Origin of the sequence: Corynebacterium sp. HMSC062E11, assembly GCF_001811845.1 — a bacterium.
In the GTDB taxonomy this organism is placed as follows: Bacteria; Actinomycetota; Actinomycetes; order Mycobacteriales; family Mycobacteriaceae; genus Corynebacterium; species Corynebacterium hesseae.
This window is the reverse complement of sequence record NZ_KV806774.1, coordinates 118,701-144,688: the sequence shown is the minus strand read 5'-3', so window position 1 is coordinate 144,688 and position 25,988 is coordinate 118,701. Positions and strand designations below refer to the sequence as shown.

Here is a 25,988-nt window from a genome sequence, read left to right as displayed (position 1 = left end):
AATCCGGATGCAGGCACGCATCCAGTTCTCAAACAGCCTTCTATGATCCGGCATGTGTGAGCCTGTAGTGTCGCGACCATGAGGCTCCTTTCCTTTAGCGTGTCTAACTTCCGCAGCATCCGCGCCACGCAGACGCTTTCGCTGTACCACCACTGGCAGCACTCCACCGCCCCGGAGGAAGGATGGGCACAGATCAGCGAGCCCACCACCGTGCTCATCGGCCCCACGGCGTCGGGAAAGAGCAGCGTCCTCAATGCCCTCGCCTTCGCACTGCTCGCCATCGAATCCTCCGCCACCACCTGGCTTGCCGACGCCCCACCCAACCAACTCCCCCACGCCCCGTACCGCCTCGACCCCAAAACGCAGCGCCTGCCCAGCACTTTCGAGCTGGATTTTGAGCTCGATGGCGTGCGCTACCTCTACGGATTCCAGTGGAGCTTCACCGGCGTGCACGCGGAATGGCTCAGCCGCGTGCCATCGACAAGGTGGAGCCCCTGCTTCGTGCGGACCCGCGGTGAGGAGGTACAGTGGACGAAATCCTTCATGGACAAGGGGGACGTCGCCAAGCTCGGCCCCGTTACGGACACCGAGCTGATCCTCTCCGCCGGCCTGCGCGATGGCCACCCTGTCCTCGCGCCGCTGGCCCGTGCCCTGGTGCACGACGTGGCCTACCTGCCGCACGGGCACTCCTCCATCAGCACGTCCGCACGCATCACCACCCTCATCCGCACTGGCAAGCTGCACCTGCATGAGGCCGCCGCGCTGCTGCGCGCGGCCGATGCCGGTATCCACTCCGTGCGGCTCAACCAGGACCACATCCCGGAGCACGTCTTCCGCCAGATGCGCCCGGTCATCAATGCGCTCAGCCGCAGCGATGGCAGCATCCGCCACCCCGATGAGTTTGGCGCCTACTCCGATGCGGAGATTGAATCCTTGCTGCACGCCATCATCGTGGAGCACAAGGCCGATGATTCCTTCTACGAGCTGAAGCTGACCGATGAATCCGGCGGCACGCAGAACTGGATGGCCACCGCTCCCCTGGTTCTCGATACTCTGCGTCGCGGCGGGATCCTGGTGGCCGATGAGCTGGATTCCGCCCTGCGCCCAGCACTCCTTGACTTCATCATCCAGGCCTTTCGCGAACCCAGCATCAACGTCAACGGCGCGCAGCTCATCTTTGCCTCCCACACCTTCAGCGTCCTCGAGCGCGCCGGCGAGCTGGGCCTGCGCCCCGAGAGCTTCTGGTCCGTGGAGAAGACCTCCGCCGGCGAATCGGAACTGCACAACCTCAGCGACGTGCCCGTTTCCCTGGGCAACCCCGACGCCACCCACCACTTCCTGCGCGAGCGCTACGGCACCGCCTCACGAGAGGCACTGACTGCGCTGCGGGAGCTTGTCACGGATGGTGCATGAAAGGGGCGGGCGCTTGGCGACGACTCCCCTCAAAACAAATGCGCATTCTCCTCTTCGAATGCACGCCATTCCTGGAACGCCATAACACGTTCTTTAGCACGCTGGTGCCTCATTTGCAGTACGTCTTCACGCTTGAACCTCGAATGCGTTCCACGCTTGTGGGTCGCAATTTTTCCTTCTTTTGCCCATTTCATGAGCGTTGGGCGCGAAACGCCTAGCAACTCGGCGGCTACCGTACTGGTGAGCTCCTCAGGAATGCGAGAGATTGTGACTTCTCCTCGTTGCGCAACGGACATCAAGACCTGGGAAATCAATCGCTGAACATTACTCGACAACGCGACTGAGCGCTCTTGCGCTAGCCACCCCAGTCAGCTTCCAAGGCGTTGTCATTCAACAGGTTGGCCAAGTCACTCGCGATACCGATGCAAAGCAGGGACTCACTCCCGACAACGGTTAGAGCGGCCCCATGCTTGACTGATTGCTACTAGATTAGGGGCTGAGCACAACTGAAATTCTCGTCGGACAGCCAGATAAATCGGAGCAACACAGTGTCTGAATTTATAATCATTTACAAACGTCGCTCAGGCGAGTCTTTCATCAAACAATTCTCGGACTCGACTCAAGCGCTCAAGGAACGCCTCCGCCGCGAAGCAGCGATCGACGATCCTGATATCGAGATCGCCCATATTTCAGCGCCTTCCCTGGAATCTTTGAAAAAGTCGCATTCACGGTATTTCATGGGCCGCGTCGAGGTACAAGACGACCAGGTGGATGCAGCCTAAAGCTTCGCTTCTGGTCCCGCCTCCATGGGCGTAATTATTTCAACTTATTCTCTGTAGGACATGCACCAGGCAGAGGGCTTCGAAAATCTGAGCCCGACTCCACTGCGCATGTCCGGTACACCTGTCAGAATCAAGACATGTCTGTTGAAGCACGCGCCCTCTCCCTCCGGCGCTTGATGCGCGATTCCGCCGCAATCCGGCTCCTGGCTGCGGATAACGCGCCCGTGATTCTGGCGTTGATTGCGGAGTACTTCCCACGCGGCACCCGGGCGCGCCCAGCAGCAGAGGTATACGAGCTCATGGTCACCGATTTCGAGGTTTTGGCCAGCGAGTTTTCCATGCCCCGCACGCCACAGAACTACTGCAATGACTGGGTCAAGGCCGGCTGGTTAATCAGAAAGTCCGGCAAGAGCTCCCACGGCGAAACGCTCGAGCCCAGTGAAGATGCGCTCTCAGCACTCGAAGCCATCGAGCGCTGGGAAGCACCGGTGACCGCGGTGACCGCCTCACGGGTGGAGTCGATCAGCTCGGCGCTGCAAAGGCTGGCGCGGGATACCAACGAGGACATCGCTAGCCGCGTGGCCAGCTTGGAAGCAGAACGTGACCGCATTGACCGCGAGATTGAGAAGGCACACCTCGGGCAGTTTGAAAGCCTCACCGCCGCGGAGACGGAGGAGCGCGTCCAAGACGTACTGAACATGGCCATGGCCGTGCCGAGCGATTTCGCCCGGGTTCGCCATGAGCTCGAGGCCCTCAACCACCAGCTTCGCCGACAGCTCTTAGATCCGGAGGGCTACCGCGGCGAGGTGCTGGAGGAAATCTTCAACGGCGTGGACCACATTGCGGAATCGGAGGCCGGGCGCAGCTTCCGCGGCTTCTATTCCCTCCTGATGGATAGAGAGCGCAGCGCCTGGTTGGACCAATGGATCAAGGAGGTTCTGGAAAGCGAGCCCGGGCAGCAGCTCGCCCCGGACAGGAGGCAGCGGCTGCGCAGCCTCTTCCGCGATATGGAGGAAACCAGCTTCGAGGTCAACCAGACCATGACCGGGCTGGCGCGCAGTTTGCGCAACTACGTCTCCTCCGAGCAATTCGCGGAGGACCGGCGCATGATTGAACTGCTGCGCGAGGCCCGCGGCATGGCCATTGATGCCGCGCAGAACTCCGAACTGAAGGCCTTTCACCGGATGGACACACCGCTGCAGCGCATCGGCATGTCGATTCATTCGGTCTCCCGCATCCGCCTGGCCAATCCCGGGCGGGAGGTCGTGGAGGAGGCGCCAGTGGCCTACCAGCCCGGCACGGAAGACCCGCAGGCGCTCTATGAGCTGGTCCGCGAATCAGAAATCGACTTTGAGGAATTGCACGAGGCGGTACGCGGGGCCGTCGCCAAGTCCGGCCCCTGCACTATTGGCCAGGTGCTGCAGGCCTATCCCCCGACGCAAGGTCTGGCCAGCGTAGTGGGTTTGGTACATATCGCGGATTCCCACCCGTTGCCCTCGCTGAAAGAAGAACACGAGACAGTCATGTGGACCGAGGAAGACGGTACCGTGCGTTGCGCCCAGATCCCCACCATGTATTTCGATCACACCACCGTTAAGGAGCTACAGTGACCGCCGCCAACAGCCCCCGCGTCGATGCCGCGCACGAGCCGCCGCTGTGGGAACACGATAAAGGAACGCTGACCTACCATTCACGGCGCGCGCTGGTGCAGCTGCTGCAGGGCCCGCTCATTCGCGCGCAGAAGGAACCGGTACTGTGGGCGGCGATCATCTCCGACGAAGAGAATCTACGCGCCCGGTTGCACGAGGTGTTCCTGGAGCTCGTCGTGGATGAGACGGAAGGCTTCGCATTCACCCGCATGGTGGAGGAAGACAGCTTGAGCATCCCGCAGGTGCTGCGCACGGACAAGCTCAAGCACATCGACACCGCCATCTTGTTGAACCTGCGCCAGGAGCTGGGCCTCACCCTGCCCGGCGAGCGCGTCATCGTGGACGTGGAGGATCTCCGGGAAAGCATCGGCTATGTCCGTGCGGTGGATAACCGCGACGAGGCCGGCTTCACCAAACGCTTCAACGCGGCAATGAAACGCATACAGAATGACTATTCCCTCATCAGCGCCACTGAAACCGAGGGCCGCTTTGAGGTTTCCCCGGTACTGCGCCAGCTTTTCGACGCCTCCACGGTCTCCGCCATCCGGGACGAATACGCCCGCCTGGCACAGACGGAGGACCAGGATGAGCAGGAACCGGAGCAGCTCCAAGAGCAGGAGGATGCCTCCGATGACTAAGAACACCACCTACTACCCCGGCCAATTCCGCATCAGCCGCATCCAGCTGATTAACTGGGGCACTTTCCACGGCTACTTCTCCATCCCGGTAGCTCGCAAGGGTTTCCTCATTACAGGCGGCTCGGGTTCCGGCAAGTCCACGTTGCTCGATGCCATGTCTGCAGTGCTAGTTCCGCAAAGTCACGTGAAATTCAACGCGGCGTCGCAACAGGACCTCGGGCGGCACAACGGGCGCAACCTCGTCTCCTATGTGCGCGGCGCGTGGCGGCAGCGGGAGAACACGCAGACCGGTGAGATCGCCCCCGAGTACTTGCGGGAGGGCGCCACCAACTCGGTCGTGGCGCTGACCTACGATAACGGCGCGGGCAAGCAGCACACCCTCATCGCTATCTTCCGCCTGAACGGCGGTGAGAACTCAGTAGGCCAGATCAAGAGGTTGTATGGGCTGGTGCCGGGCGACGAGGACATCGACAAGCTCAGCCCTTTGCTCACCCGCAGCCTGGACACCCGCAAGATTAAGGCAATGTACAAAGGCCCCGGCGCGTCTTTCACGCCGACCTACACCACGTTCGCAGACCGCTTCCGCAAACGCTTAGGGATCAAGAATGTGGAGGGCCAGCTGCTTCTCCACCGCACGCAATCCGCGAAGTCCCTCTCCAGCCTGGACCAGCTCTTTAGGGACTACATGCTGGACCGTCCGGCTACCTTTGAGAAGGCGGATGAGGCCGTCGAGCAATTTGAGGATCTGCGCCAAGCCTACTTAAGGGTCGAGGACGTTAAGGCCCAGATTGATACGCTCGCTCCCCTGCCCCAGCTGCATTCCCAGCGCACAGGCGCGGAGGCTGACAAAGCAAAAGCAGAGGCCATGGCTGAGGCGCTGCCAGCTGTACGCGCCCGCTTGGTGGCAGAAGAACTGGACGTTCGCATTCGGGCCCTTTCAGCGCAATTGGCTGAAGCCCAATCGGAGGCCGCATCGCTTGAGGCCGATGTAGCTCACCTCGATGACGCAGAGCGCCTCGCCGCAGTGGCCGTCTCCCAGCTCAGTTCGGGTGAGCTCGATGCCCTAAGGGCCAAGATAGAAACCGCCGAAAAGGAGATTGAGCACCGCACGAAGGAGTTCCAGCGCCTCAGTGCAGCGGCTGGACAGTGGACTGATCACTACGAGCTCAGCCCGCATGGCTTCGCCCAACTACAGGCCAACGCGAAGATCCGCATCGCGGACTTCGAGGCCGATTTCGAGGACCTCATCAACCACCAACAGGAGGCGGGCGTGGCCGCCCGCGACGCCGCCACCGCCTGCTCCACGCTGGACAGCGAGCTGCGCTCTTTCAGCTCGCGGAGAACCAACATCGATAAGACCTTGGTGGAGCTGCGCTCGCAACTGGCCCGCGATACCGGCTATGCCGAGTCCGAGCTCCCCTTCGCCGGCGAGCTTATCGATATCAGCCCGCACCAGAGCGAGTGGGAGCCGGTGATCCAGAAGCTGCTGCACAATTTCGCCGCCACCCTGCTCGTGCCCGAAGCCGCGCGGGAGGCCATCAACCAGTGGGTCAATTCCCGCAACGTGGGCACGCGCTTGGAGTACCGCACAATCCCGGAGTTTGCCCCAGCGCCGGCAGCGGCGCGCAGCCCGCGGCAGCTCATCCACAAACTCGAGTTCCAAGACCACGCCATGGCGGGCTGGGTACGCCACCACATTTCGCGCCGCTTCAACTACGAATGCGTGGACTCCGTAGCGGAATTGGAGAAGGCCACCTTGACCCCGGCCATTACCCGCGATGGCTTGGAAAGCCGCCCCAAGGACAAGGACGGCTCAACGCGCTTCATTAAGGATGACCGCACGCGCTTTAACGGCACCGCTTGGTACCGGGTGGGCTCCACCAACACCGCCAAGATTGAGCTGCTGCGCTCCCAGCTCACCGAAGCCAAGGCCACCGCCCGCGCTACGGCCAAGCAGGTCCAGGACCTTAACCGGAAGATGGACATCCTGCGCTCCCAGCGCGATAAGGCCCAGCAAGTGCTAGATACCTCATTCCAGGACATCGACACCGCCTCCGCCGAGGCCCGCAAGCAGGATCTGCAGGAGCAGTATGACTCGCTGGCCTCTTCCCCGGAGGCCCAGGCGCTGGCCGCCGCGCACGCCCAGGCCAAGCAGAAGCTCGATGCCGCCCGCACCAGACTCAACGAGGCGCAGAAGCACCTGGGCAACGTCGAAGGCGAGCTCGAGCGCTCCGCCACTCGCCGCCGCGGCATCGGCCCCGTGCCGGACATTGCGGATAAAGACATTGAGACGGCAGTCATTCAAGCCCTGCACAAAGGCAAGCGCAGTCTCACTATCGATGACATCGATGCCCGCCGCGATGAGGTCCAGGCCAGTTTGCAAGCAACCTCCCGCACGGCAGCGCGCCGCATCGAGGAGGCCAACGACAAGATTGTCTCCGTTCTGCACGCTTACCTGTCCGAGTGGCCGGCAGAGGCCGCCGACTTGGAGCCACAGGCTAGCTTCGCCGGCGAGGGCATCGAGAAGCTCAAGTTCCTCCGGGCGGACCGCCTGGCTGATTTCCGCGCCCGCTTCCTCGAGCTGCTCAACGGCCAGACGGTGCGCAACCTCTCCCACCTGGCCACGGATCTGCGCCGCGCCCGCAGCGATATTGAGATGCGCATGGACTACATCAACAAGTCCTTGGAGCGCTCACCCTTCAACGGTGAACGCACCCTGCGCATCGACGTCAAGGACGCCCGCGGCCAGGTGGTCCAAGAATTCCAGCGGGATCTCGATGCCGCCACCTCCCACAGCCTGGCGGAAGTCACCGAGGATGATCCAGCGGCAGCCATTGCGCGCTACCACGCCTTGGACAAGATCTTAAGCCGCCTCGGCTCCAGCCAGCCGGAAGATATCCGCTGGCGTAACGTGGTTTTGGATACTCGCCGGCACGTCAGCTTCGTCGGCCGCGAGTGCTACCCCGATGGCACGACGGCCAACACCTATCAGGACTCCGCCTCGCTCTCCGGCGGCCAGGCGCAGAAGCTCGTCTTCTTCTGCTTGGCCGCAGCCCTGCGCTTCCGCCTCGCGGAGCCGGACCAGGACGTGCCCACCTATGGGTCCATCATCTTGGATGAGGCCTTTGACCGCGCGGATCCCACTTTCACCCGCACCGCTATGTCCGTCTTCGCGTCCTTTGGATTCCACATGATTCTGGCCACGCCCTTCAAGCTCATCCAGACCCTCTCGCCCTATGTGGACGGCACCATCGTGGTCAGCTACGACGAGCCCACCATCGACGGCCGCCCACAGGCACGCACGGGCTACCAGCTTATCGACGCCTCCACCACCCACGGCTCCCAACAACCCGCCCCCGAGGATCCCAACGATGCGGAATCCTAAAGACCTGCAGGGGCATGCCGCCAAGTACCTGCGCAACCACTTCGCCGAAGCACTCGCCGAGCCCGCTGCGCTCAACCTGGACTGGCCGCTGCACCCGCCAACAGCTACGGCCGCCGCCCGCGATATCAAGGCCACGAGGGACTTCATCCGCGCCTGGCAGCGCTGGCCGCACCAGGAGGAGGTCATCTATGAATCCCGGAATTGGTCCCGCGCGGGCCTGGGCACCAACGACGTTCCCACACGCGTAGTACTCACCGGCGCCGCGTGCATCGCTGCCGCCGCGGGCCTGATGTCCGACTACAACCGGGCCCTCCAGCGCGCCCAGGACATCGCCGCCATCTTTCCGGACTCCCCGGAGTTCGCACATACCGTCCACCGCTCCTACAACCAATGGAAAGATTTAAGCGCCTACGATCTACGCTGCCTTGGACCGTGTTTGACCTGGCTGCGCGCCAACCCCCACTCCGGCGAGTGGGAGCGCGCCGTGCCGGTGGAAGGCGTGGATGGTAAATGGATAGGCACCCACCGCCGCCTGCTGTTGACACTCCTTGCCCCCTTCGGCATCACGGACTTGGGCCTGCGCCGCAGTGATGCCCGCCTGCGCCTGCGCTACCTCAACCACGCCCCGGCACTCTCCGATATCGAAATCCCCCTCGCCGACGCCGCAACCCTCTTCCCAGACACCCCACCCCGGGTGCTCATCGTGGAGAACAAACAAACCTTCCTAGCACTTCCCACGCTTGCCGACGCCTCCCCAACCACCATCGCCATCCTCGGCTCCGGCACCGCCGCCCACCAACTCCAGGCACTGGGCTGGCTACAGCGAGCCGACATCACCTACTGGGGCGACCTCGATGCCGCCGGCTTTGCCATCCTCAACGCCGTGCGTGCCCACTTCCCCCACACCACATCACTTCTCATGGACCCCGCCACCGTCACCGAATTCCAGCACCTCGCCGTCCCCGACCCCGGCGACGGCTCCGCCACCCTCCCCCACCTCACCACCGAAGAGCAACGCGCCTACCGACTCCTCTTCACCGCGGGCCGGCTGCGCATTGAGCAGGAGCGGATTCCATTTGCGTATGCGAGTACCCAAGTTCAACGAGAGTTCTGTCCAATGAGAGAGACCTAAGAGGGGCCCGAACGAACAACCATGCGACCAACGGCCTGTAACCCGCATGAAGTCTGCCCCCTCAGCGCATCTCATGCTTAAAAAGGTGTCCTATGCAATCGGTATACTAGCTTCAATATCGAACACTTTATCTATCGTGAATTGAGGTATAGCTTTTGCCCGACCGCCTCCGCCCTTCTCTATCTCGTATCTTCCAACAAGCTTCTCCCGAAGACACGATTATTTTTATCGACGAGAGCTACGTAGCCCCCGGTGAGGAATTTTCCGATTCCTTTTACGCACTGGTCGCAACCGCCATTAAGTTCAAGCACCTTGCCGACACCCGGGACTATCTGAAAGAAGTCGCGCAGTCCTCCTATTGGCATACGACTGAATCAATGCAAACCGCCGAAGGTCAAGAAAGGGTTGAGGCAATGCTCAAGCTTTGCCATGAATTCGGAGACTCCCATTCTGTCTCTTGTCTTCGCCCGCTTCAGCAGGACCACGATGTTGAGCACGCTCGCCAAGACTGCCTCGAGAAGCTGATCACCACTATCACCGAGCAAGACCTTTCGCTCAACGGAATCATTTTCGAGGAACGGTATTCCCAATCTGATAACGACAAAGATAGAAACACGCTAAAGCGTTTACGAAGGTTAAACGTCCTTCCACAAGGAATTCCCGCCGCATGGGTTAGCCCAGCCGACGAAAGGTGCCTTTGGATACCAGACCTTGTGGCCTATATGTATCGACGAACGCTAACTCACGGCGGACAGAGCACAGTATGGTTCAACAAATATTTGGCAGAACATTGCCAAATCTTAACGGTGCTGCCGAAGCGTAAACCCGCGCAAGCTCCAAGAAAAACTAAATGACCCCCACCTGCCAGTAGCCTCGGTGAGGGTCGAGCAGCTGTACATAATGTAGGGCTGCTCCTGTCTCAAAGTATGCCTCATTTAACCCTATTCAGTCAAGAGGCACAATGTCATCTCCCCGGCACCGCCTTCGATACTCAACGCGAACCGGAATTTCATCAGACTCCAATGACTTGTCGGGAGTCTCACGGTTGGTAAACGGCGTTATTTAACAATCACAGACCGGTTTACGTTTGCTTTAAAGTGATTGGTGGCACGGATTTGCAGAGAACCCACAAGCCAATTCCTCGACGATTAAGACTCCCCCTTCGTCGGGATAAATGGTCAAGCTAGACGGCGGTTAAGGGCCGCGGACCAATTGGCAATCTCCTGCCCTAAGTACTCGACGTAGCGGCGACGGTCTTCCTCATCCATACCTTGGGCCTGAGTTACAAAAGTGTTGATGTGGTCAGGTTTTGAAACGGTCGAGTTTGTCAATTTAATCCCTCCTTTCCCAGCATGACACTTACACTTGAAACGTCTTTCACCTATCAGTGAGACTCTCCTCAAGGACAACCGAGTTGTGTGCGAGTGACTAGAGGCCATCTCAATGCTCCACATGCTGCGCATGTCCGACACACCTGTCAGAATCAAGGCTTGTTTGTTGAAGCGCCGCAGCCTATCAATGCGCCTCCAGTTGCCCTCTAGAAAAAGCTCTGGAGGACCTTCGCGGCTCCAGGCGACAACGTTCCGGTAGCCGGCTCGTCGTGCGCTTATTCTAAGCAATACAACACCAAGCCGACAAGGCTCTTATCCGCACACCATCCGATAAACTAGTTCCGACGCACAAGGAACACGCACCATGACTGAACAGGAACGCCTCCAAGCACTTGAATCCCGCGTGAGCGAATTGGAGTCCCAGGTAGCCCAACTACTGCACGCCTTAGGTCATGCTCCTTCGCGCCCTAGTGCTGCAGACACACCGCCGCCGGCGAACGTTCACTCTGAAAGACGCTCACCGGAAGAGAAGATTGCGCTCTTCATGGATTACTTCACGGGGAGGACAGATGTCTACGCAGTGGCCAAAAATACGGCGGAAAAGAAGGCCTGGTACCCGGCTAGCAATGGCTATTATGACCGAAGAAATCCCGATCTAAACCCCCTGACGCCGAAAGTGATCGAAAGACATTTGCGCCGGGACAACCGCTTCCACGTCGAGCTTTACCCACTGTGCACAGATGACAGTTGCCGGTTGTTGGTCTGCGATTTTGATGATGACGACTTCAAGCAAGCTGCCCGCGCCTACGCGAAGGAATGCAGGAACCAGGGCCTCGATCCGCTCATTGAAGTATCGCGTTCTGGGAACGGAGCTCACGTCTGGGTGTTTTTCGGCGAACCTATTCCCGCCAGCCTCGCTCGTTCCGTGGGCATCGGGCTTCTTGCCAAGGCTAGCCCGGATTCCTACTTCTCCAGTTTCGACCGATTCTTTCCATCCCAAGACACGCTGCCGGCGAAAGGCCGCGGTTTCGGCAACCTTATTGCCCTCCCATTAGCAGGCCACCATCGATCCGAAGGCACAACGGTCTTCGTCGACAGTAATTTTCATCCTTTGCCAGACCAATTCGAGGCTTTAGCAAGAACGAAGAAGTCATCGCTTTCCGAGCTCAAGAGAATCTACGCTGCGCTTCAACCCGATCCCGAGACGTCCCTTCCCCAGGCCCCCACTCGCGAAGAGCTAAAGAAGCTCAAGGTCTCCGGAAAAGTCCACGTCACGCACGATTCACACGTCCACGTCGATTTATCAGGTGTCGACGCCACCACTCGTACAGCCCTGCGGCACCTAGGCGCTATTGCCAACCCGCAGTTTTATATAAAGCAGGCCCAGCGTTTCTCCACTTTCGGTACTCCACGGCTCATCGTACGTTTTGATGAAAAGGACCAAGTCCTCACACTCGACCGCGGCACGCTCGATGACGTCCTCGACATCCTGAAGACTGCAGGATATACCGTCACACGTCGTGGTCATACGCCCAAGCCCCGGCGCATCGATGCGTCATTTGCCGGCAAACTACGCCCCTACCAGCATTCCGCCGTCAAACAGATGCTCAAGCACAAGTCTGGAATGCTCATTGCCCCTCCCGGCACTGGAAAGACTGTCATGGCGTGTGCAATCATCGCCCAGCGTCAAGTTCCCACTGCGGTGATTGTTCCATCCAGGGAGCTTGCTACCCAATGGCGCCAGGCCCTCAAGCTGTTCCTCCCGGAAGTTCAGGTTGGGCAATACTCGGGTACCAAGAAAAAGCTCAGTGGAGAGATAGACATTGTCACTGCCCAATCCATCAGCCGTAGCGATTCCAAGACTGATTTTCTCTCCAGCTATGGCCACATCATCGTTGACGAGTGCCACCGAATCGGTGCCGCCGGATTAACCAACGTTCTAGCTCACCTCAACGTTCGTTTCATGCTCGGAATGACCGCGACACCCTACCGTTCCGACGGCCTCGATAAGCTGCTTCCCCTCATTTGCGGCCCTATCCGCCATACCGTCAAGCTCGAACGCCCCGGACGCCGCGATTATGTAGTCCATAACACCGAGTTCACATACGACTCCCCTTACCTGTTCTGGCCCGACCTCGACACCGCTCTAGCGGCGGATGAGGACCGCAACCGCCTCATCGCCGATGTCATCACACAAGCAGCACAAGACGAGCACACTGTCCTCGTCCTGGTGAAACGACGCGAACACCTCGCCGCCCTCAACGCCCTGCTTGCCGACGCCCCCTTCCCCGTCCTTCAGCTGCACGGAGGACAGAAGGCAAGCGAGAGGCAAGCAGTCCGTGAGCAGCTGGCCACAACACCGCATTTCGTCCTTTTAGCCATGTCTCAGGTGGCCGGCGAAGGCATTGATCTTCCTGCACTGGACACTCTTGTGCTGGCAGCACCAGTAAGCTTCCGGGGCGTGGTCATTCAGCAGGTTGGCCGAGTCACTCGCGATACCGATGACAAAGAGAACATCTCTGCCACCGTGCACGACTTTCTCGATGCCAACGTCCCTGCCCTTGCCGCAGCCTTCAGAAAGAGAAGCTCCACCATTGCCAAGCAGGGATTCACGCGAAACAACGGCTAGAGCTGTCTCTTTCGTGTTCGATTGCAACCAGATATTAGGGCTCTGCACATTTCAGCGCCCTCTCTGAAGTCCTTGAAAAGTCGCATTCACGGTATTTCATGGACCACGTTGACGTCGAAAAATGATACATCCTGCACTGACCACCTCTTGTGCACTAGCCGAGCAAGCATGGAGAAAACCAATGTCGCACTGAAGAACTGCCACGGCTGAGCGAAATTGGGCGTAATTATGAAAGAGGATCCCTTTGAAACTTAGAACCGAGTTCCAAGCCACTACCAAAGAATCCAATCGGCTCAATTGAAATTTCCTATTGACGCCTCTTTTGGACTGAAGTATGAAGATTTACTAGCCTATCTAATTCCTCCCTCAGGATCGAGGAATTAGGAAAGTCTTGAGCAGCGATTTCGCCAGCTTTGCTATGCCCACGCATAACTCTCGATTCAATCGTCATGCCAAGCTCTATGGCATCCAAGTCATCCTCACCGATATCGGTAAGAGGCCGAAGGTTTCGTGTGTGCACTGCCGGGTCCATTCTGACAACAGCAGAGTTTAATAGAGTCTCTTCAACCACTCTCTCCCAGGTCTCACGTACAGCGCCTAGAAAGGACTCTCCAGCTGCAGGATATTCATCCGGCTGCTTTCGTTCTAAAACCTCAAGCCTCTGCATTTCGTTCTTCAAAGCCCCGATTTGCTTCTTAAGATTGCGCCGCCTCCAATCAACCGGGGACAAACTACCCGCACCATCAGCCCTTCTATATATTTCGACTTCCGAAATCTCTGGAAGGCGAGACTGCCCGTCAACAGAGCGCGATAAGTTCTCCTCCCACAGCATCTGTTCCAACAACTGAACAAACGCAAAGTCATGTGAAAAGATGACAACTTGCCTTATCGCTGACTCTCTTATTAATCGACGCGCGACTTTTTCACGAAAACGATGGTCAAGGCTTGTAACCGGATCATCAAAAATCAGGCACGATGAATCCTTAGAACCAGTCAGATCCGCAAAGAATCCTGCCATCGAAACTATGCGCTGCTCCCCTTCGCTCAAAATCTCCCCCATCACATTCGATTTCTGGGAATTATATTGAGGCTTAATGTAGCTGACTCCCTTAGAAGTTTTCGCCAACTCCAGCTTGACGGGGATCGACGGGTCAAAGCCCAAGTCAGCCAGCTCAATAGAAAAACGACTGGATATTTCTCCGATAAAGTCGTTAGACAACTTTTTCACTAAGTTCGTTGCACTTCGACCACTGCATTTCTTGGAAGCCGCTACATATGCCGCTTTTCGCAGCTGCGTGTCATGCGACTCTTTAAGAGCCTGTCTATGATTGAATGCTTCACGGCAGAACTCAAGTGCAGCAATTCGCTCGCCCAAACTTTCCTGCTCATTTCCCTTCGCATCCAATGCGTGAAGCTCTCGCGCTTCACGATTAAGCTCCCTTTCAGCTAAGTCGAAGAGATCATCTAGGTCTTTGAATTTCTCCACAACGATGTTCGCATCGTTTACTGCGAGTTCCCCTGAAGAAAGGGCTTCTTCATAGCTAGTACTCTCAGCGCTAATTTCGACGAGTTCCCTATCAACCGCTACGAGTAGTCGCTTTGCACTCGAATAGAAATCTATAAACGTGTAGTTTATAGCAGTACCCAGGTCACCAGAAACCTCGAGGCCATCTACGAGAGATTTGGATCGTTCGGGAATCTCCAGGTCAAAATATTCCCTAATCCTATTAAGAGATGTTGTCGCCGCTTCGAGGGTCGCCTCTGCATTCTTTAAGCGCTGATTCGCTTCTCCTTGAGCAAATTGTTCGAACGCCAAAAGTCTATCCTTTGCAGCCAAATCCAGGTCCTGGTGACAGACTGGGCATGCCTTCCATTGCGAGACTTCTGAAGCGTATCGCTCGTGCGAAGCTGGGAGTGTAGCAAAGAAGTTCCCAACGGATTCCCAGAGGTGAGGCCAACTATTAGTAGCGCAAATTTGAAGTCTATCAGCCTGGCCTAAGGCACCTTGTACTTCCCTCACCGTGTTCTTTGCTCGTTCAAGTTCTTTCCGAGTTTTTGCAGCTTCATTCGGCGTAAAGCTTTGAAGGACATCTCTAATTGTTGCTGCCTTGGTCCGTTCTGACCGCACCACGGCTTTTCTTCCTTCAATTCGCTTCAGTAAGACTTCTTTCGAGTCGAGCTTAAGCCTGGCAAACCGCTCCTCCAAACTTGCAAGCTCTTCAGCTTGGCTTTTAGAGAACTCTTGAATGCCCTCGATAGCATCTTTTGCCGACTTAGGATCCAGCGACTTGAGGTCGTTTAAGAACTCTTCGAACTTTTCAGTCTCATGTCCACCAACCTGTTTCTCCGCTAGCTCAAGCCTACTTAGGCGGCCGTCAATCTCCGTCTTAACTTCACCCAGAGCTTCAGCAAAACGCGATAGTACTTTGATTTGCGTGGGAGAATAAGCAATTGTCAGTTCATCGGCTAGAAGACTGTGCGCTGACAACGAGTCATAAACTCTTACACGCTGAAAACTACTGTCAACAAACTTCTCATTCCCAGTCCATTCGGCTTGTTTTTCTTCGCTCCCCTCGAGAAAGCAAATCGAGGCCTGAGGAATCGTTGTGGCAGCTGTTAGTGCATTTGGTAAAATTCGATTATCACCTCTACTTGCAGCAAACTTTTTCAGAATGCGTGCATACCCCGACTTGCCCGATCCATTCTTACCGAAGATTACAGTCATACCAGCCGGATCGAATTCGATAGCTTGGTCGTTTTGCAAACGATTTACACCCGTTTGATGCAACACCTTTAACAGCCTTATAGGCCGCTCAGAAGACTTCCGAATTCCGAAATCATCGGCCGAAAAGTTTCGCTTTCCTCCGGTCTCCGTTACATGTATTGGCTGAAACCAACAGTCTTCTTCCTCATAGGCCGCTTCTACTGCTTTGTTGGCAATTCCGCAGACATATTCAGACGATAGAGCGACACCGCCCGCCACATCTGCAAGTAAGTCATGTTGCCACTGCTCAGATAGATTATCTTCTGCCCAATTGGCAATCTCGTTTGAAAAGTCCGTCTGCGACAATTAAAGCGCTCCTCGTAATCAACCCAGTGCTCGATCTGCTGCCAAGGGCGATTGACAGCTTCTTCGAGGCGACCTCTCCCAAACTGATCGATAGTGCTACTTTACAAGAGTGAGGTCCAATTGTCGTGGTAAAGTCGGCCGCCCCTTTCCGGTTTTCCCCTGCCTTGCAGATCATGCCTTAGGGTTTACGTTTGGATGCCCTGTCAGACGCGAGTTTCGGCACCGGTGCTCTGGTGACTCGGTGCTGTCGCGTTCCGGGAAGCTGGTACTGGGCTAGGGGGTTACTTTGACCCAGACCGTTTTGGCCGTCTGGAGTACTTAGCGCCGCGGCTTTGCGCATGTCAAAGTGCTGATACGGATTCGGTAGCTGTTGTTTTCAGCGGCTTACGAGTGAATCGGCTCTTAATCTTTCTGACTGCATTTGAACTGAGCACTCATCGTAGATGAATAAAACCTTCCTGGCACTTCCCGCGCCTGCAGACGCCTCAACAACCAACTCCACGCACTGGGCTGGCTACAACGAGCCGACATCACCTACTGGGGCGACCTCGATGCCGCCGGCTTTGCCATCCTCAACGCCGTGCGCGCCACACACCACATCACTACTCATGGACCCCGCCACCGTCATCGAATTCCAGCACCTCGCCGTCCCCCGACCCCGGCTCCAGCACCGCCGCCCCCGCCCACCGAAAAGCCACGTGTCTACCGCCTCCTCTTCGCCAAAAGCCGACTGCGCATTGAGCAAGAGCAGATTCCATTTACGCATGCGAGCACAGAGATTAGGGAAGCTTTCTTCTGATCCTCAGACACCCAGAATCATTTTGACTCAAATCTGATTCACGTGTTTAATCGAAGGCAACAAGGAGCACAAAATGAATATCCCCACCGATTTCGGCGAGCGCGTCCGTATGCAGCGTCAGCTTCGCGGACTCAGCCAAAGAGAGCTCGCCGCCATGACCGATGAGATTCTGTCCCAGCCCACCCTGGCTCGCCTAGAGAAAGGCACAGCCACGCCAACTCTCCACCACATCATGGCCCTCGCGTGGGCCCTAGGCATCGATGCCGCTGAGCTTGTGTACGCCACCCCGCTATCCCAGCGTGTACGCGTTGCGGCCCGTGGCCACCAGGCCAAAACCGAGGAAGCAACACAAACTCTTCTGCCTTATCTCCAGCTACGAGTGAACCTGGATAGCGCACATGTCTAGTTCAACGAGCCCCTCACAACAGGGCGTTGAGCTGGCTGCTGATTTTCGCGCGAAGCACGACCTCGGATTAGAACCTGTCAGCGACATCAACAATCTCATGAAGCTCGTTGACGCTGACTTCATCGTGCTCGACTTGACGGATGACCTCGATGCACTGACTCTTCGCGATCCTGCTTCAGGTGCCTTAACCGTAGGGATTAGCACGAGCAACAATCCCTTCCGTCAGCGCTTTACTGTCGCCCACGAAATCGGTCATATCGTAGCCGGGGACATCACGGAGGATGGCGCTTCCTTGCAATGCGACAAGACTCTACCTTCCGAAACACGCGCAAACACCTTTGCGCGCTGCGTACTCTGCCCTGAAGAAGCGCTACAAGCGCTGCCTCCATACGCTGATGCAGAAGAGCTATTGTCTACTGTTGTCCAACGATTTCAAGTCTCTCCGCGTGTAGCAGCTATCCAGCTGCACCAAGCTGGACTTATTTCGAAAGAAACCAAGGAAGAGCTAAGGGATCACACCGCCAAGGGACTCGCCTCCCGCTTCGGGTGGAAAGCCTCGTATGACCACGCACGCAAGATTGCTGCTCTGCCGCGGGCTTCCGAAAGGCTCGTTGCCGATGCCTACAAGGCCTACTCCCAAGGACTCATCGCCCTGTCAACCGTAGCGTTCGCCGAGCGGGTTAGCCCCGAGGAAGTAGCAGATTCAATGCAAACCGCTCCACGTTCTGTCAGCCAGAATCTCACAGGTCAGCACGATATTGAGGCAGACCTAGAAAACTTCTTCGCCAACGAGTAGGTTCGCCATGACGAGAAAGTTCATCGTTGCCGACACCAGCGCGTTGCTGAATTTCATCTGTGCCAACGAGAAGGATCTGCTTCTCAAATTCGTAGGCGATGAGCAGCTTCACGTGCCTGCGGCGGTAAGAGACGAAGTAAAGAGAAAACTGAGAGTTCCGCAGTTTCAGTGCGGCGCCCAAACATGGGCATCACTCATTGCGTATGGCCACGTGCACGTGCTTGACGACGACATGGATCGCCTCTTCAAATACATCCGCCTATTCGCGGGGCCCAGATTCTCAATCCAGGGTGGAATGGCGAAGAGCTTAGGAAATTACACCGCAACCGCTCGCTGCCGCAGCAACGGTCTTTAACACTGAAGCAGTGCTCCTCCGCTGTGTACAGCTCAGTATCCTCACCGACCGTGGACAATCACGCAAAGTATGGGAGAAGCTCTCAAGATTCGACGTCCTCGCCCCATTTGAGACCACTCAACTAAATGACCGCTCGGTTTACCGAGGCGCCATGTAGTCATCCACCCCATCCAGCAACCACTGCCGTCTAGCTGCTCCAATTATTCCAAGATCAACACCACCGTCTTCTCCGGCGGCACCCCCTTCAGCTGTCGGCTCTTGATGGCCCACGACGCTAGCCCCAGCACAATCCAGACCACCAGCACGATGAGCGGAGCCGTCCCAGGCAACGGTGAAACACAGGAAACTTGCACTACACCAATAGGCCCAGCCCCTTGGTAAATCCCAAATCTACCGTAGTCAATTCGCAAACGATTCTAGGCACGATCTACGGCGGAACCGGTCAGCAATCTTTGAAGCACTAGAATAGTGTTCAGTACACTTACCTATAGTCCCCTAGAGAAATCGACAAAATGCAAAACACTATTGAGTTTAGCCAGCTAGATGTTTCAAACCAACGCATCTCCCTCCTTGCTAAAGTTGACCACCAAGAACATGAGCTGTGGTACGAATTCGACCGCGATGTAAAGGCCAGCACGAACGCCATCGCAGTAGCATTGAGCACAATTTGTGGCACAAAGTTCGATTCGATCTTCTACGACTTTCCCGTAGCGGATGAAACTACACAGCTTTTACAAAAGTTTACTAAGAGCTCTGTTAGCAGCTCGGCAGCTTGTCCCCCAATCGCTCCTCGTGGTGGTGGGCACATTCTAAGCTTCTCTGGCGGATTCGACTCATTTGCCGCGCACCGATTGCTGGGGGGCAAAGCACACCTTGTATCGCTTGATTTCGGAGGATGGTTCGAGCGTGAGGCCCAATTCTTTAACAACTTTGATCCACTTGTTATCAAGACCAATATTCGCCGTACTCCGACCCAAAAGGATTCTTTTGCAACAAACCACTGGACATTTATGGCTACCGGAGCAATCCTCACTGCAGAGTACTTCGGGGCTACGCAACATTCGTTTGGCTCAATCCTAGGAGAAACCTTTTCCCGTCCGGTAAAATCTCCTAAACGAGTCGCACCGCTTGAACTCATGGGGCTAACAGAATCGCCGGTCACGAATGGAATCACGGAACTCGGCACCGCAAAACTTCTACTTCAAAGCGATCCACGACTCCTCACCGATTCAATCCGGTCACTAGCTGGAAGCACAGATAGAAAGAGATTTCTAAAAACGGCAATAGCCACTCTCTTGGCACCACAGTATTGTGAAAACTTAAGCCTCCCGAGCTTGCCCGAAAAATGGCCTAACCCGATTAGTGTTACTGACTCATATACCACCACAATGAGCCTTTTGTATTTCATCTCCGTCGGGAAGGTGGAGCTGATCGCACCTCTATTCAAAGAGATTCCAGACGATTTGCTATCCTTCGCTTCGGAAACAGACATGAGTTTTATGCTTAAAGCCAATACCGACCATTACCAGTTTTTATCAAGTAAATATTCCGCAAAACTCCTAGCCAATTTAGAGAGTTTTGGATTCTCGCCATATACGGAATTTGATTGGGAGAGTGCTAAAGCCACTAGACAGTTCTTAAATCGGCTTTTTGGGAAGTAGCAGCTCCCCTACACTTCGCGCATTGCGTCTCGAAGCGCTAACGGTGAGGCACCTTGTCCTGAACTCTCGCTGAGTTTACGAACGAAAACTAAGATGTGACGAGTCTTAAACTCCGATAATTCGTGTTCTGACTGATCAAATCTGGGAATCAAAAGCGGATATCCTTCGAGTGGTTCGTTCCCTAAAATGTAGGCGGTATTTTTCCATAATCGCTTCCAAATCACGGTACAAAGCTTGCCCGTACTTTGGGTGACGTAGCCCGAATTCGACGCTGGCCGGAATGAAGCCGGCTGGGTTACCCAGATCGTGGCGAATGCCGTTATGCACAACGACGTGGACGGGATGGTCCTCGGAGATCAGGAGGTCAATTGCATCGGTTAGCTGCAGCTCCCCACCCTTACCTGGCTTGATGCGGCGCAGCGCGTCAAAAATCGCGCGGTCCAAAAGGTAGCGACCGGTAGCCACCAGGTTCGACGGGGCATCCTCGACGGCAGGCTTTTCCACCATGCCTACGACCTTCTTCACGTCCTGCTGGTCCGTGTCCTCAATATCGAACACGCCGTAGTTCGATACGTGGACCGGGTCCACCTCCACCGCGAGCAACACAGAACCGCCGTGTTCTTGGCGCACACGAATCATCTCGCCCATAGCTGCGGTGGGCTCAATGACGTCATCGGGAAGCATGACGGCAAAATAGTCTTCATCGTCGCCCAGCACCTGCTCAGCTAGACCGACGGCATGCCCGAGCCCCAAAGGCCTTTCTTGGGTCACGGCAACGGGATGAATAATCTGAGCTGCACGTTTTACCTTCTCGGCCTGTTCATCTTTGCCGCGAGCACGGAGAATATCAACCAAATCAGGGAACTCATCGAAATGACGAAGTACCTCTTCCTTGTTTGGTGATGTGACAATGGCCAACCGCGTTGCTCCTGCTGCAGCGGCTTCCTCCGCAATCATTTCGATGCCTGGGGTGTCGACCACTGGCAGGAGTTCCTTCGGAACAGTCTTCGTGGCGGGTAAGAAACGAGTGCCCATGCCGGCTGCGGGGACAACGACAGTGCGGACAGTGTTGGTATCGTACATAGATTAATCGTATTACACAGTAAAATAGCTGCTCGGCAGACCCCTGCGTTTCGCGCTAGTTTGTTTTCCTGAAAAAGTCCACCGTGGTGCCAATGCCTTCTTCAATTGACACTTCAGCGTCCCACCCCAGCTGTCGCTCTGCCTTGCGAGAGTTCAGGCAGGATCGGGGGACGTCGCCAAGCCGGGCCGGTGCAAACTCGGGCTGATCCACAGCATCGGCTGCTGCCGCCACCATTGTGTGGAGCTCTCGGTCACTGGTCTCAACGCCAGTTCCGATGTTGAACCTCTCGCCATTAGGGGCATGGAGCCACGCAAGGTAGAAGGCGCGCGCTACGTCTTTAACGAACACGTAATCACGCGTGTTACCGCCGTTACCAAACACCTTAGTGGGCTGAGCATTGAGCAAGCGTTCTGCAAAGATGGCCACCACGCCGGCCTCACCATGCGGATTCTGACGAGGCCCGTAGACATTCGCAGGCGCGATAAACGCGCACTGCAGCTGTGGGTACAAGCGACAAAACATGCCTAGGTACAACTCCCCTGCTGCCTTGCCGGCCGCATAGGGCGATTCCGGCATGACGTCATAAGACTCATCGACGGGGAAAGTCTCAGGGCTACCGTAAATCGAACCGCCAGACGACGTGTGGATGATCTTCCGCACATTGTGCTTACGCGCGGCGTTAGCAATCTTGACGGTGGCGACCACATTAGTTTCGCAATCTTCCTCTGGAGCTTCAACCGACTTGCGAACGTCAATCTGAGCAGCAAGGTGGAACACTACATCTGTTGGAGCCTGCGCAAAGTGCTTATCGAAATCGAAACTACGAATATCATCCCGGAGAATTTCAACTTTTCCCGAGGCTAGCGCGTCGGCAAGGTTTTCCTCGCGCCCCGAAGAGAAATTGTCCAGTACGTCGACGTCGTAGCCTTCCGACACTAGGAGATCTACCAAGTGCGAACCGATGAATCCTGCGCCACCAGTAACCAATGCCTTCATATTGTTACTGCCCTTCTAAAAGTAGATTTACCTTATTGACAAGCCTAGTCGAACTGCAGAAAGCAGCCTACGCAAAGAGATGAGTTGTTTTTCGCTCAAGTCGGCCTCAATCACAATTTCATCCAGCCCAAGATCTTCAGCGAAGAGCACGCCCACGCCGATAGTTGGGACGATGTCGGATTCGTGCCTCTTGAACATAAAGCTATTGGTTCCGATGGCCAACGACTTCATCGTGCGAAGGGCACCGTTGAATTCATGATTGGTCAAATCGTAGATTGCAGGCTTCTCCACATCAACAAACCCATCGAGCTGATTAGATACCGTCCCTGAAAAGGCCCCGATGGGAAGCCCTTTCGGGTAATACTCAATCGGGCCAATCGACGATGACGCGCATTCCGTGAACTCCCGAATCTCGTGCGCAGTGTTGGGACCAATCCTTCCAGGAAAGGTCAACTCGTCGCCCGCCCACGGGGAGAAAAGAAGAGTGAGAGCAACAGCGCGACGATCAGGGTGGATAACACGCGGAGCATGGTCGGCGGTAAATTCCAGCGCCGGTGGAAATGCATCATACTCGGTCCGTTCCCACACAATGCTGAACTGTCCAAGCGAGTTTGTTTGCTGCGTGAACTTCATCTATTTGACTCCAAAATAGTGTTGACCAAGTACATAGCTGCCAGCTGGCAGTTCAAAACCTTCACCCGAATCAATTAGCCGAACGCTGAAATCGAACTTCGAGTCCGCGAAAGTCGCAGACCCCTGAAGAAGCTCTTGCGTATCCTGATTGGTCGAAGCGTCGCTGGGAAGCACTACTGCAAAACCATCGGGGCCCATCTTGCTCTCAAGCATCCTCGCTAGCGACTCCATCCAGCTTGCTTCCGATTCGTCGGAATCAGGCCGCGCAGTGAAGTCGAGACCTCGTTGGCGCAGCCGGACAAGGTCCGCGAAGCTGGCGTGTCGTATCTCAGCGACGTGGGCAGTGCCTACGCCTTCCAGAGTTACGAAATGCGAATTTACATCGCCATCCCATCCGTCATGGGAAATTACCTCGTCAGACAGGACTTCAACGGTGCGCTGACTCAAATGATCCGGCAAGTAAATTCTGGCTTGCTCAATCAAGGCTTCACGGTCCTCAATCTGTGGCCAAGCCCCCTCAGAGCTTCTCTGCTCCTCGAGTCGCTTCCTAGTCCAGCTGTTGAGGTTCCACTTGAAGAAGGCGAGCGCTGAATTCGCAGCCTCCGCCTGGTTCTTGTTATCAGTAACCGTGACTTGTCGAGAATGCTGACGGCGCAAAGTCACTGGCTTTCCGGTATGACCGAGCTTCACACCGGAACGAAGCATCCTCAACATGATGTTGTTATCAACACCACTGGTTAATGTTTCGTCATACCTAAATCGGCGAAGCACATCCGTCCGAATAAACCAGGTACCGTGCCCGGGCGCCGCGCCTTTTTCAAACGCGGTGTAGACAGCGGGAATCATCGAAATTTGGAGTTCCAGCTCACCGGTGTCGTTCTGAAAATTGAGGAAGGACCCGACATTGCCGTCGAGACCTTCATCGAGCGACGCCAAGTGCCATTCAAGGCGACGTGGATGCATGATGTCATCATCGTCGATGACGGCGGTATATAGGCCCCTCGAAACATCAAGTGCCTTATTTCTTGCAGCTGAGATACCTCGCTGTTCTTGGCTGAAGTACCGAATTCGCGAGTCGTTGAAACTATCCAGTACTTCCTCGAGATCGTCCGTTCCTCCGTCGTCCACGACGACGATTTCAAAGTCCTGGACGCTTTGGAACAACGCAGACTGAATCGTCTCACCGATGATGTCAGCGCGGTCCTTGGTGGCGATAGCAATCGTCACCAAAGGAGCTGCATCTTCCGGCCTGTACTGCCAGTTAAGGAAGTTCCGGACGAACGTCTTGTCGTTGTATACAACGTTGCGGTTCTTCTGGACTGCCAAAACTCCTTCGGGAGTCTTCGCGACCACCTTGGCTGTCGGTGGATGCCACATGTGATACATCCGGACTTGAGGATCCTCGATCCACATCGTCTTGAAACCGGCTCGGCGAGCTCGCTGGGCAAAGTCCAAGTCCTCACCACCATAGGTGTGAAGTCTTTCATCGAAGCCACGAATAGCCTCAAAACCCACGCGCGAAATCGCCATCATGCCGCCCATTCCCCACCGGGGACGCAGCCTGCTTGCGGCTTCCATCTCAGCCCACGCGTCTGGGTTCTCATCCACCCATTCATCAGTCATATGCTCAGGCAGGTCTCTACACTGCAGAAAGAACGCTGAGCTCGGGTTAGACTTTGCTACCTCAACAATTCCCTCGAATGACTTTGGAGAGAAGACCATATCGGCATCGGTCGACACGAGGATATCGCCCTTTGAAACTGCAAATCCTGCGTTGAGAGCGCGAGAACGAGACCACGGTCCATCTGTTTCGGTATACACGTATTGAATACCGAGCTCCTTCGCGAGCTCTTCGCTTGCATGGCGATCGACAGAGCCGAAGTCAGACAGCACCACTTCACCTTCGGCAGTTCCGAACGATTCTTTGATACTGGTAACTGCCAGTCTTAGTCGTCGAATTCCCCAATCACGAAAACCAATGACTACCGATACGTCCACGGCTATACGTCCTCTCCGACAATAGTGACCCGATTCAATCCCTGGTTTGCCAATCGAACTCCTAAACGAATGTCAGAGATAGCATCCGCCAAGTCCTTGGCAGACCAATTCGTAATCTCAACAACAAGGTCCTCGGCGCCGTTATCCCACTTAAATTCCCTCAGCCGCGCCCAACCGGTAACATTACGCGTTCCGCAGTAGTGGAAATAGGTCTTCAGCCCTGGCGACCAACTGAGATTAGTTTCAACGCCTGAGTCCGAATTCATCGCGTTTCTACTATTCGAGATGCGGACGATAAAATCTTTTGATTCAAGTGGGCGAAGTGTTTCCACAAGAACGGAAAATCCCTGCACACCAGCAGGGATCCTAAACTTTTTCTTCAAGAGAGAACCTTAAGTATCGAAGATGGCAACTAACCGAAAAGCAACATGCCTAACACCGCGAAATTGAGAGAATTCCGCCGCGATTAGTGTAGGCGGCTTGAACGACTTTAGCGGAAAGAAACTGTACTCGCAGTGGTTAACTCTGAGTATTACGACACTTGTTGCGCTACCCAACGATAGAAACCATCCGCGTAATGGTATTGCGCCGGTCCCCACATATGCTCGGCGCTTGATACGCAAAGTTCAGCTGGAACCTCGAGGACTTTGAGCCCAGTTTCTGCCGCGCACCCGTAGTAGCGGTCGTAAAGCTCATTCCATTCTCTTGCCGACCGGTTATTTGTCTTGGGCACTTCTTCCCCATCGTCACTTGAATCTGCGAATAGCACTCGGAGTAGCACGGCGTTCCGCTCCTCTAGCTTTGCAGCTACGTTCTTCGCCGCAGCTTCAAATAGTGCGAAGTGCTTATCGGAACCGAATTCGATGAGTGAGCCGTGTGGAGTGTGGCTCAGCCAGCCTGAATGATTCAGTTCGTTCAGCCACGTGACGTAGCCTCCAGACTTCACTGGATAGACTCCTAGCCGTTCATCAACCAAATCGAGAAGAATCAGTTCGCTCTTTGAGCCCAAGACACCGTCAAGAGCTCTAGATTGATAGTCAATTTCTACCATCTTTTTCTGGAAAGCGCTGGTCAGCTTAGATTCCACCGATGGGAGTGGGACTGGAGCTGACGTTGAAGAAATCCACGACGAGCGGGCATAGTAACGCTCAAGAGCGAATGAATCAGAAGCTACTCTGACTACATCTCGAGCAACACAGCTGCCATAGACAGAGACATCTTGCACTACAAA

Annotated in this window: 22 protein-coding genes; 13 read left to right on the top strand and 9 right to left on the bottom strand. The window is 55.9% G+C overall.

Annotation, left to right across the window (positions count from 1 at the left end; all coding sequences use genetic code 11):
- Positions 1-78 precede the first annotated feature (78 nt).
- Positions 79-1,413 (top strand): AAA family ATPase, encoded by a 1,335-nt coding sequence (locus HMPREF2822_RS00640; RefSeq protein ID WP_070519694.1) that lies wholly within the window; start codon positions 79-81, stop codon positions 1,411-1,413.
- Between the two features lie 29 nt (positions 1,414-1,442).
- On the opposite strand, the gene HMPREF2822_RS00635 is transcribed toward HMPREF2822_RS00640, so the two are convergent.
- Positions 1,443-1,727, bottom strand: a complete 285-nt coding sequence (locus HMPREF2822_RS00635) for a helix-turn-helix domain-containing protein (protein WP_232755526.1) — start codon at positions 1,725-1,727, stop codon at positions 1,443-1,445.
- A 234-nt stretch (positions 1,728-1,961) separates the two neighbouring features.
- On the opposite strand from HMPREF2822_RS00635, the gene HMPREF2822_RS00630 reads away from it, so the two are divergent.
- From HMPREF2822_RS00630 to HMPREF2822_RS00605, 6 genes are all read left to right on the top strand, one after another.
- Positions 1,962-2,195 carry a hypothetical protein gene (locus tag HMPREF2822_RS00630; RefSeq protein ID WP_070519692.1) on the top strand — a complete coding sequence of 78 codons (234 nt, stop codon included), beginning with the start codon at positions 1,962-1,964 and terminating at the stop codon, positions 2,193-2,195.
- Between the two features lie 137 nt (positions 2,196-2,332).
- Entirely contained in the window at positions 2,333-3,805 is a 1,473-nt protein-coding gene (locus tag HMPREF2822_RS00625; RefSeq protein WP_070519690.1) for a DUF3375 domain-containing protein, read from the top strand.
- Positions 3,802-4,482: a DUF4194 domain-containing protein gene (locus tag HMPREF2822_RS00620; RefSeq protein ID WP_070519688.1), complete on the top strand. Its 681-nt coding sequence runs from the start codon at positions 3,802-3,804 to the stop codon at positions 4,480-4,482. Before HMPREF2822_RS00625 ends, HMPREF2822_RS00620 begins: the two co-directional genes overlap by 4 nt.
- Positions 4,475-7,867 carry an ATP-binding protein gene (locus tag HMPREF2822_RS00615; RefSeq protein ID WP_070519686.1) on the top strand — a complete coding sequence of 1,131 codons (3,393 nt, stop codon included), beginning with the start codon at positions 4,475-4,477 and terminating at the stop codon, positions 7,865-7,867. Before HMPREF2822_RS00620 ends, HMPREF2822_RS00615 begins: the two co-directional genes overlap by 8 nt.
- Complete coding sequence (locus HMPREF2822_RS00610; RefSeq protein WP_070519684.1) at positions 7,854-8,999, top strand: DUF3322 domain-containing protein; 1,146 nt, start codon at positions 7,854-7,856, stop codon at positions 8,997-8,999. The genes HMPREF2822_RS00615 and HMPREF2822_RS00610 overlap by 14 nt, the downstream gene beginning before the upstream one ends.
- A 155-nt stretch (positions 9,000-9,154) precedes the next feature.
- Positions 9,155-9,853, top strand: coding sequence for a hypothetical protein (locus tag HMPREF2822_RS00605; protein WP_070519681.1), 699 nt, complete (start codon positions 9,155-9,157; stop codon positions 9,851-9,853).
- 324 nt (positions 9,854-10,177) lie between these two features.
- Here HMPREF2822_RS00605 and HMPREF2822_RS13260 read toward each other — a convergent pair whose 3' ends face one another.
- Complete coding sequence (locus tag HMPREF2822_RS13260; RefSeq protein WP_158014564.1) at positions 10,178-10,330, bottom strand: hypothetical protein; 153 nt, start codon at positions 10,328-10,330, stop codon at positions 10,178-10,180.
- A gap of 364 nt (positions 10,331-10,694) precedes the next feature.
- On the opposite strand from HMPREF2822_RS13260, the gene HMPREF2822_RS00600 reads away from it, so the two are divergent.
- Positions 10,695-12,959 (top strand): DEAD/DEAH box helicase, encoded by a 2,265-nt coding sequence (locus tag HMPREF2822_RS00600; RefSeq protein WP_070519679.1) that lies wholly within the window; start codon positions 10,695-10,697, stop codon positions 12,957-12,959.
- A gap of 307 nt (positions 12,960-13,266) precedes the next feature.
- Here the strand turns inward: HMPREF2822_RS00600 and HMPREF2822_RS00595 are convergent, their stop codons facing one another.
- Positions 13,267-16,029, bottom strand: coding sequence for an AAA family ATPase (locus tag HMPREF2822_RS00595; RefSeq protein ID WP_070519677.1), 2,763 nt, complete (start codon positions 16,027-16,029; stop codon positions 13,267-13,269).
- A gap of 505 nt (positions 16,030-16,534) precedes the next feature.
- Here HMPREF2822_RS00595 and HMPREF2822_RS13820 point away from each other — a divergent pair.
- The 5 genes from HMPREF2822_RS13820 to HMPREF2822_RS00570 all read left to right on the top strand — a co-directional run bounded on the left by HMPREF2822_RS13820 (position 16,535) and on the right by HMPREF2822_RS00570 (position 20,046).
- A complete protein-coding gene (locus tag HMPREF2822_RS13820) occupies positions 16,535-16,828 on the top strand; it encodes a Wadjet anti-phage system protein JetD domain-containing protein (RefSeq protein ID WP_083306782.1) in 294 nt (97 codons plus the stop codon).
- 73 nt (positions 16,829-16,901) lie between these two features.
- Positions 16,902-17,234: a helix-turn-helix domain-containing protein gene (locus HMPREF2822_RS00585; protein ID WP_070519673.1), complete on the top strand. Its 333-nt coding sequence runs from the start codon at positions 16,902-16,904 to the stop codon at positions 17,232-17,234.
- Positions 17,227-18,030, top strand: coding sequence for an ImmA/IrrE family metallo-endopeptidase (locus HMPREF2822_RS00580; protein ID WP_070519671.1), 804 nt, complete (start codon positions 17,227-17,229; stop codon positions 18,028-18,030). The genes HMPREF2822_RS00585 and HMPREF2822_RS00580 overlap by 8 nt, the downstream gene beginning before the upstream one ends.
- Positions 18,031-18,037: 7 nt before the next feature.
- A complete protein-coding gene (locus HMPREF2822_RS00575; protein WP_070519669.1) occupies positions 18,038-18,385 on the top strand; it encodes a PIN domain-containing protein in 348 nt (115 codons plus the stop codon).
- A 512-nt stretch (positions 18,386-18,897) separates the two neighbouring features.
- On the top strand, positions 18,898-20,046 hold the full coding sequence (locus tag HMPREF2822_RS00570) for a hypothetical protein (protein ID WP_070519667.1): 1,149 nt from the start codon (positions 18,898-18,900) through the stop codon (positions 20,044-20,046).
- Positions 20,047-20,181: 135 nt separating this feature from the next.
- On the opposite strand, the gene HMPREF2822_RS00565 is transcribed toward HMPREF2822_RS00570, so the two are convergent.
- The 6 genes from HMPREF2822_RS00565 to HMPREF2822_RS00540 form a co-directional block, all read right to left on the bottom strand.
- Entirely contained in the window at positions 20,182-21,129 is a 948-nt protein-coding gene (locus HMPREF2822_RS00565) for a UTP--glucose-1-phosphate uridylyltransferase (protein WP_070519665.1), read from the bottom strand.
- A 55-nt stretch (positions 21,130-21,184) separates the two neighbouring features.
- Positions 21,185-22,126 (bottom strand): NAD-dependent epimerase/dehydratase family protein, encoded by a 942-nt coding sequence (locus HMPREF2822_RS00560; RefSeq protein ID WP_070519663.1) that lies wholly within the window; start codon positions 22,124-22,126, stop codon positions 21,185-21,187.
- A gap of 27 nt (positions 22,127-22,153) precedes the next feature.
- Positions 22,154-22,759: a hypothetical protein gene (locus tag HMPREF2822_RS00555; RefSeq protein ID WP_070519661.1), complete on the bottom strand. Its 606-nt coding sequence runs from the start codon at positions 22,757-22,759 to the stop codon at positions 22,154-22,156.
- The gene (locus tag HMPREF2822_RS00550) at positions 22,760-24,757 is read right to left on the bottom strand and encodes a glycosyltransferase family 2 protein (RefSeq protein WP_083306781.1); all 1,998 of its coding nucleotides are present in this window, start codon (positions 24,755-24,757) and stop codon (positions 22,760-22,762) included.
- Between the two features lie 2 nt (positions 24,758-24,759).
- Positions 24,760-25,140, bottom strand: coding sequence for a hypothetical protein (locus HMPREF2822_RS00545; protein ID WP_158014563.1), 381 nt, complete (start codon positions 25,138-25,140; stop codon positions 24,760-24,762).
- 149 nt (positions 25,141-25,289) lie between these two features.
- Positions 25,290-25,982, bottom strand: coding sequence for a DUF6270 domain-containing protein (locus HMPREF2822_RS00540; RefSeq protein WP_158014562.1), 693 nt, complete (start codon positions 25,980-25,982; stop codon positions 25,290-25,292).
- Positions 25,983-25,988 lie beyond the last annotated feature (6 nt).

Excerpts from the sequence above, each read along its gene's own strand:
- HMPREF2822_RS00640 (WP_070519694.1), top strand. The coding sequence starts at position 79 with ATGAGGCTCCTTTCCTTTAGCGTGTCTAACTTCCGCAGCATCCGCGCC.
- HMPREF2822_RS00625 (WP_070519690.1), top strand. The coding sequence starts at position 2,333 with ATGTCTGTTGAAGCACGCGCCCTCTCCCTCCGGCGCTTGATGCGCGAT.
- HMPREF2822_RS00615 (WP_070519686.1), top strand. The coding sequence starts at position 4,475 with ATGACTAAGAACACCACCTACTACCCCGGCCAATTCCGCATCAGCCGC.
- HMPREF2822_RS00610 (WP_070519684.1), top strand. The coding sequence starts at position 7,854 with ATGCGGAATCCTAAAGACCTGCAGGGGCATGCCGCCAAGTACCTGCGC.
- HMPREF2822_RS00600 (WP_070519679.1), top strand. The coding sequence starts at position 10,695 with ATGACTGAACAGGAACGCCTCCAAGCACTTGAATCCCGCGTGAGCGAA.
- HMPREF2822_RS00585 (WP_070519673.1), top strand. The coding sequence starts at position 16,902 with ATGAATATCCCCACCGATTTCGGCGAGCGCGTCCGTATGCAGCGTCAG.
- HMPREF2822_RS00580 (WP_070519671.1), top strand. The coding sequence starts at position 17,227 with ATGTCTAGTTCAACGAGCCCCTCACAACAGGGCGTTGAGCTGGCTGCT.
- HMPREF2822_RS00575 (WP_070519669.1), top strand. The coding sequence starts at position 18,038 with ATGACGAGAAAGTTCATCGTTGCCGACACCAGCGCGTTGCTGAATTTC.
- HMPREF2822_RS00570 (WP_070519667.1), top strand. The coding sequence starts at position 18,898 with ATGCAAAACACTATTGAGTTTAGCCAGCTAGATGTTTCAAACCAACGC.
- HMPREF2822_RS00565 (WP_070519665.1), bottom strand. The coding sequence starts at position 21,129 with ATGTACGATACCAACACTGTCCGCACTGTCGTTGTCCCCGCAGCCGGC.
- HMPREF2822_RS00560 (WP_070519663.1), bottom strand. The coding sequence starts at position 22,126 with ATGAAGGCATTGGTTACTGGTGGCGCAGGATTCATCGGTTCGCACTTG.
- HMPREF2822_RS00555 (WP_070519661.1), bottom strand. The coding sequence starts at position 22,759 with ATGAAGTTCACGCAGCAAACAAACTCGCTTGGACAGTTCAGCATTGTG.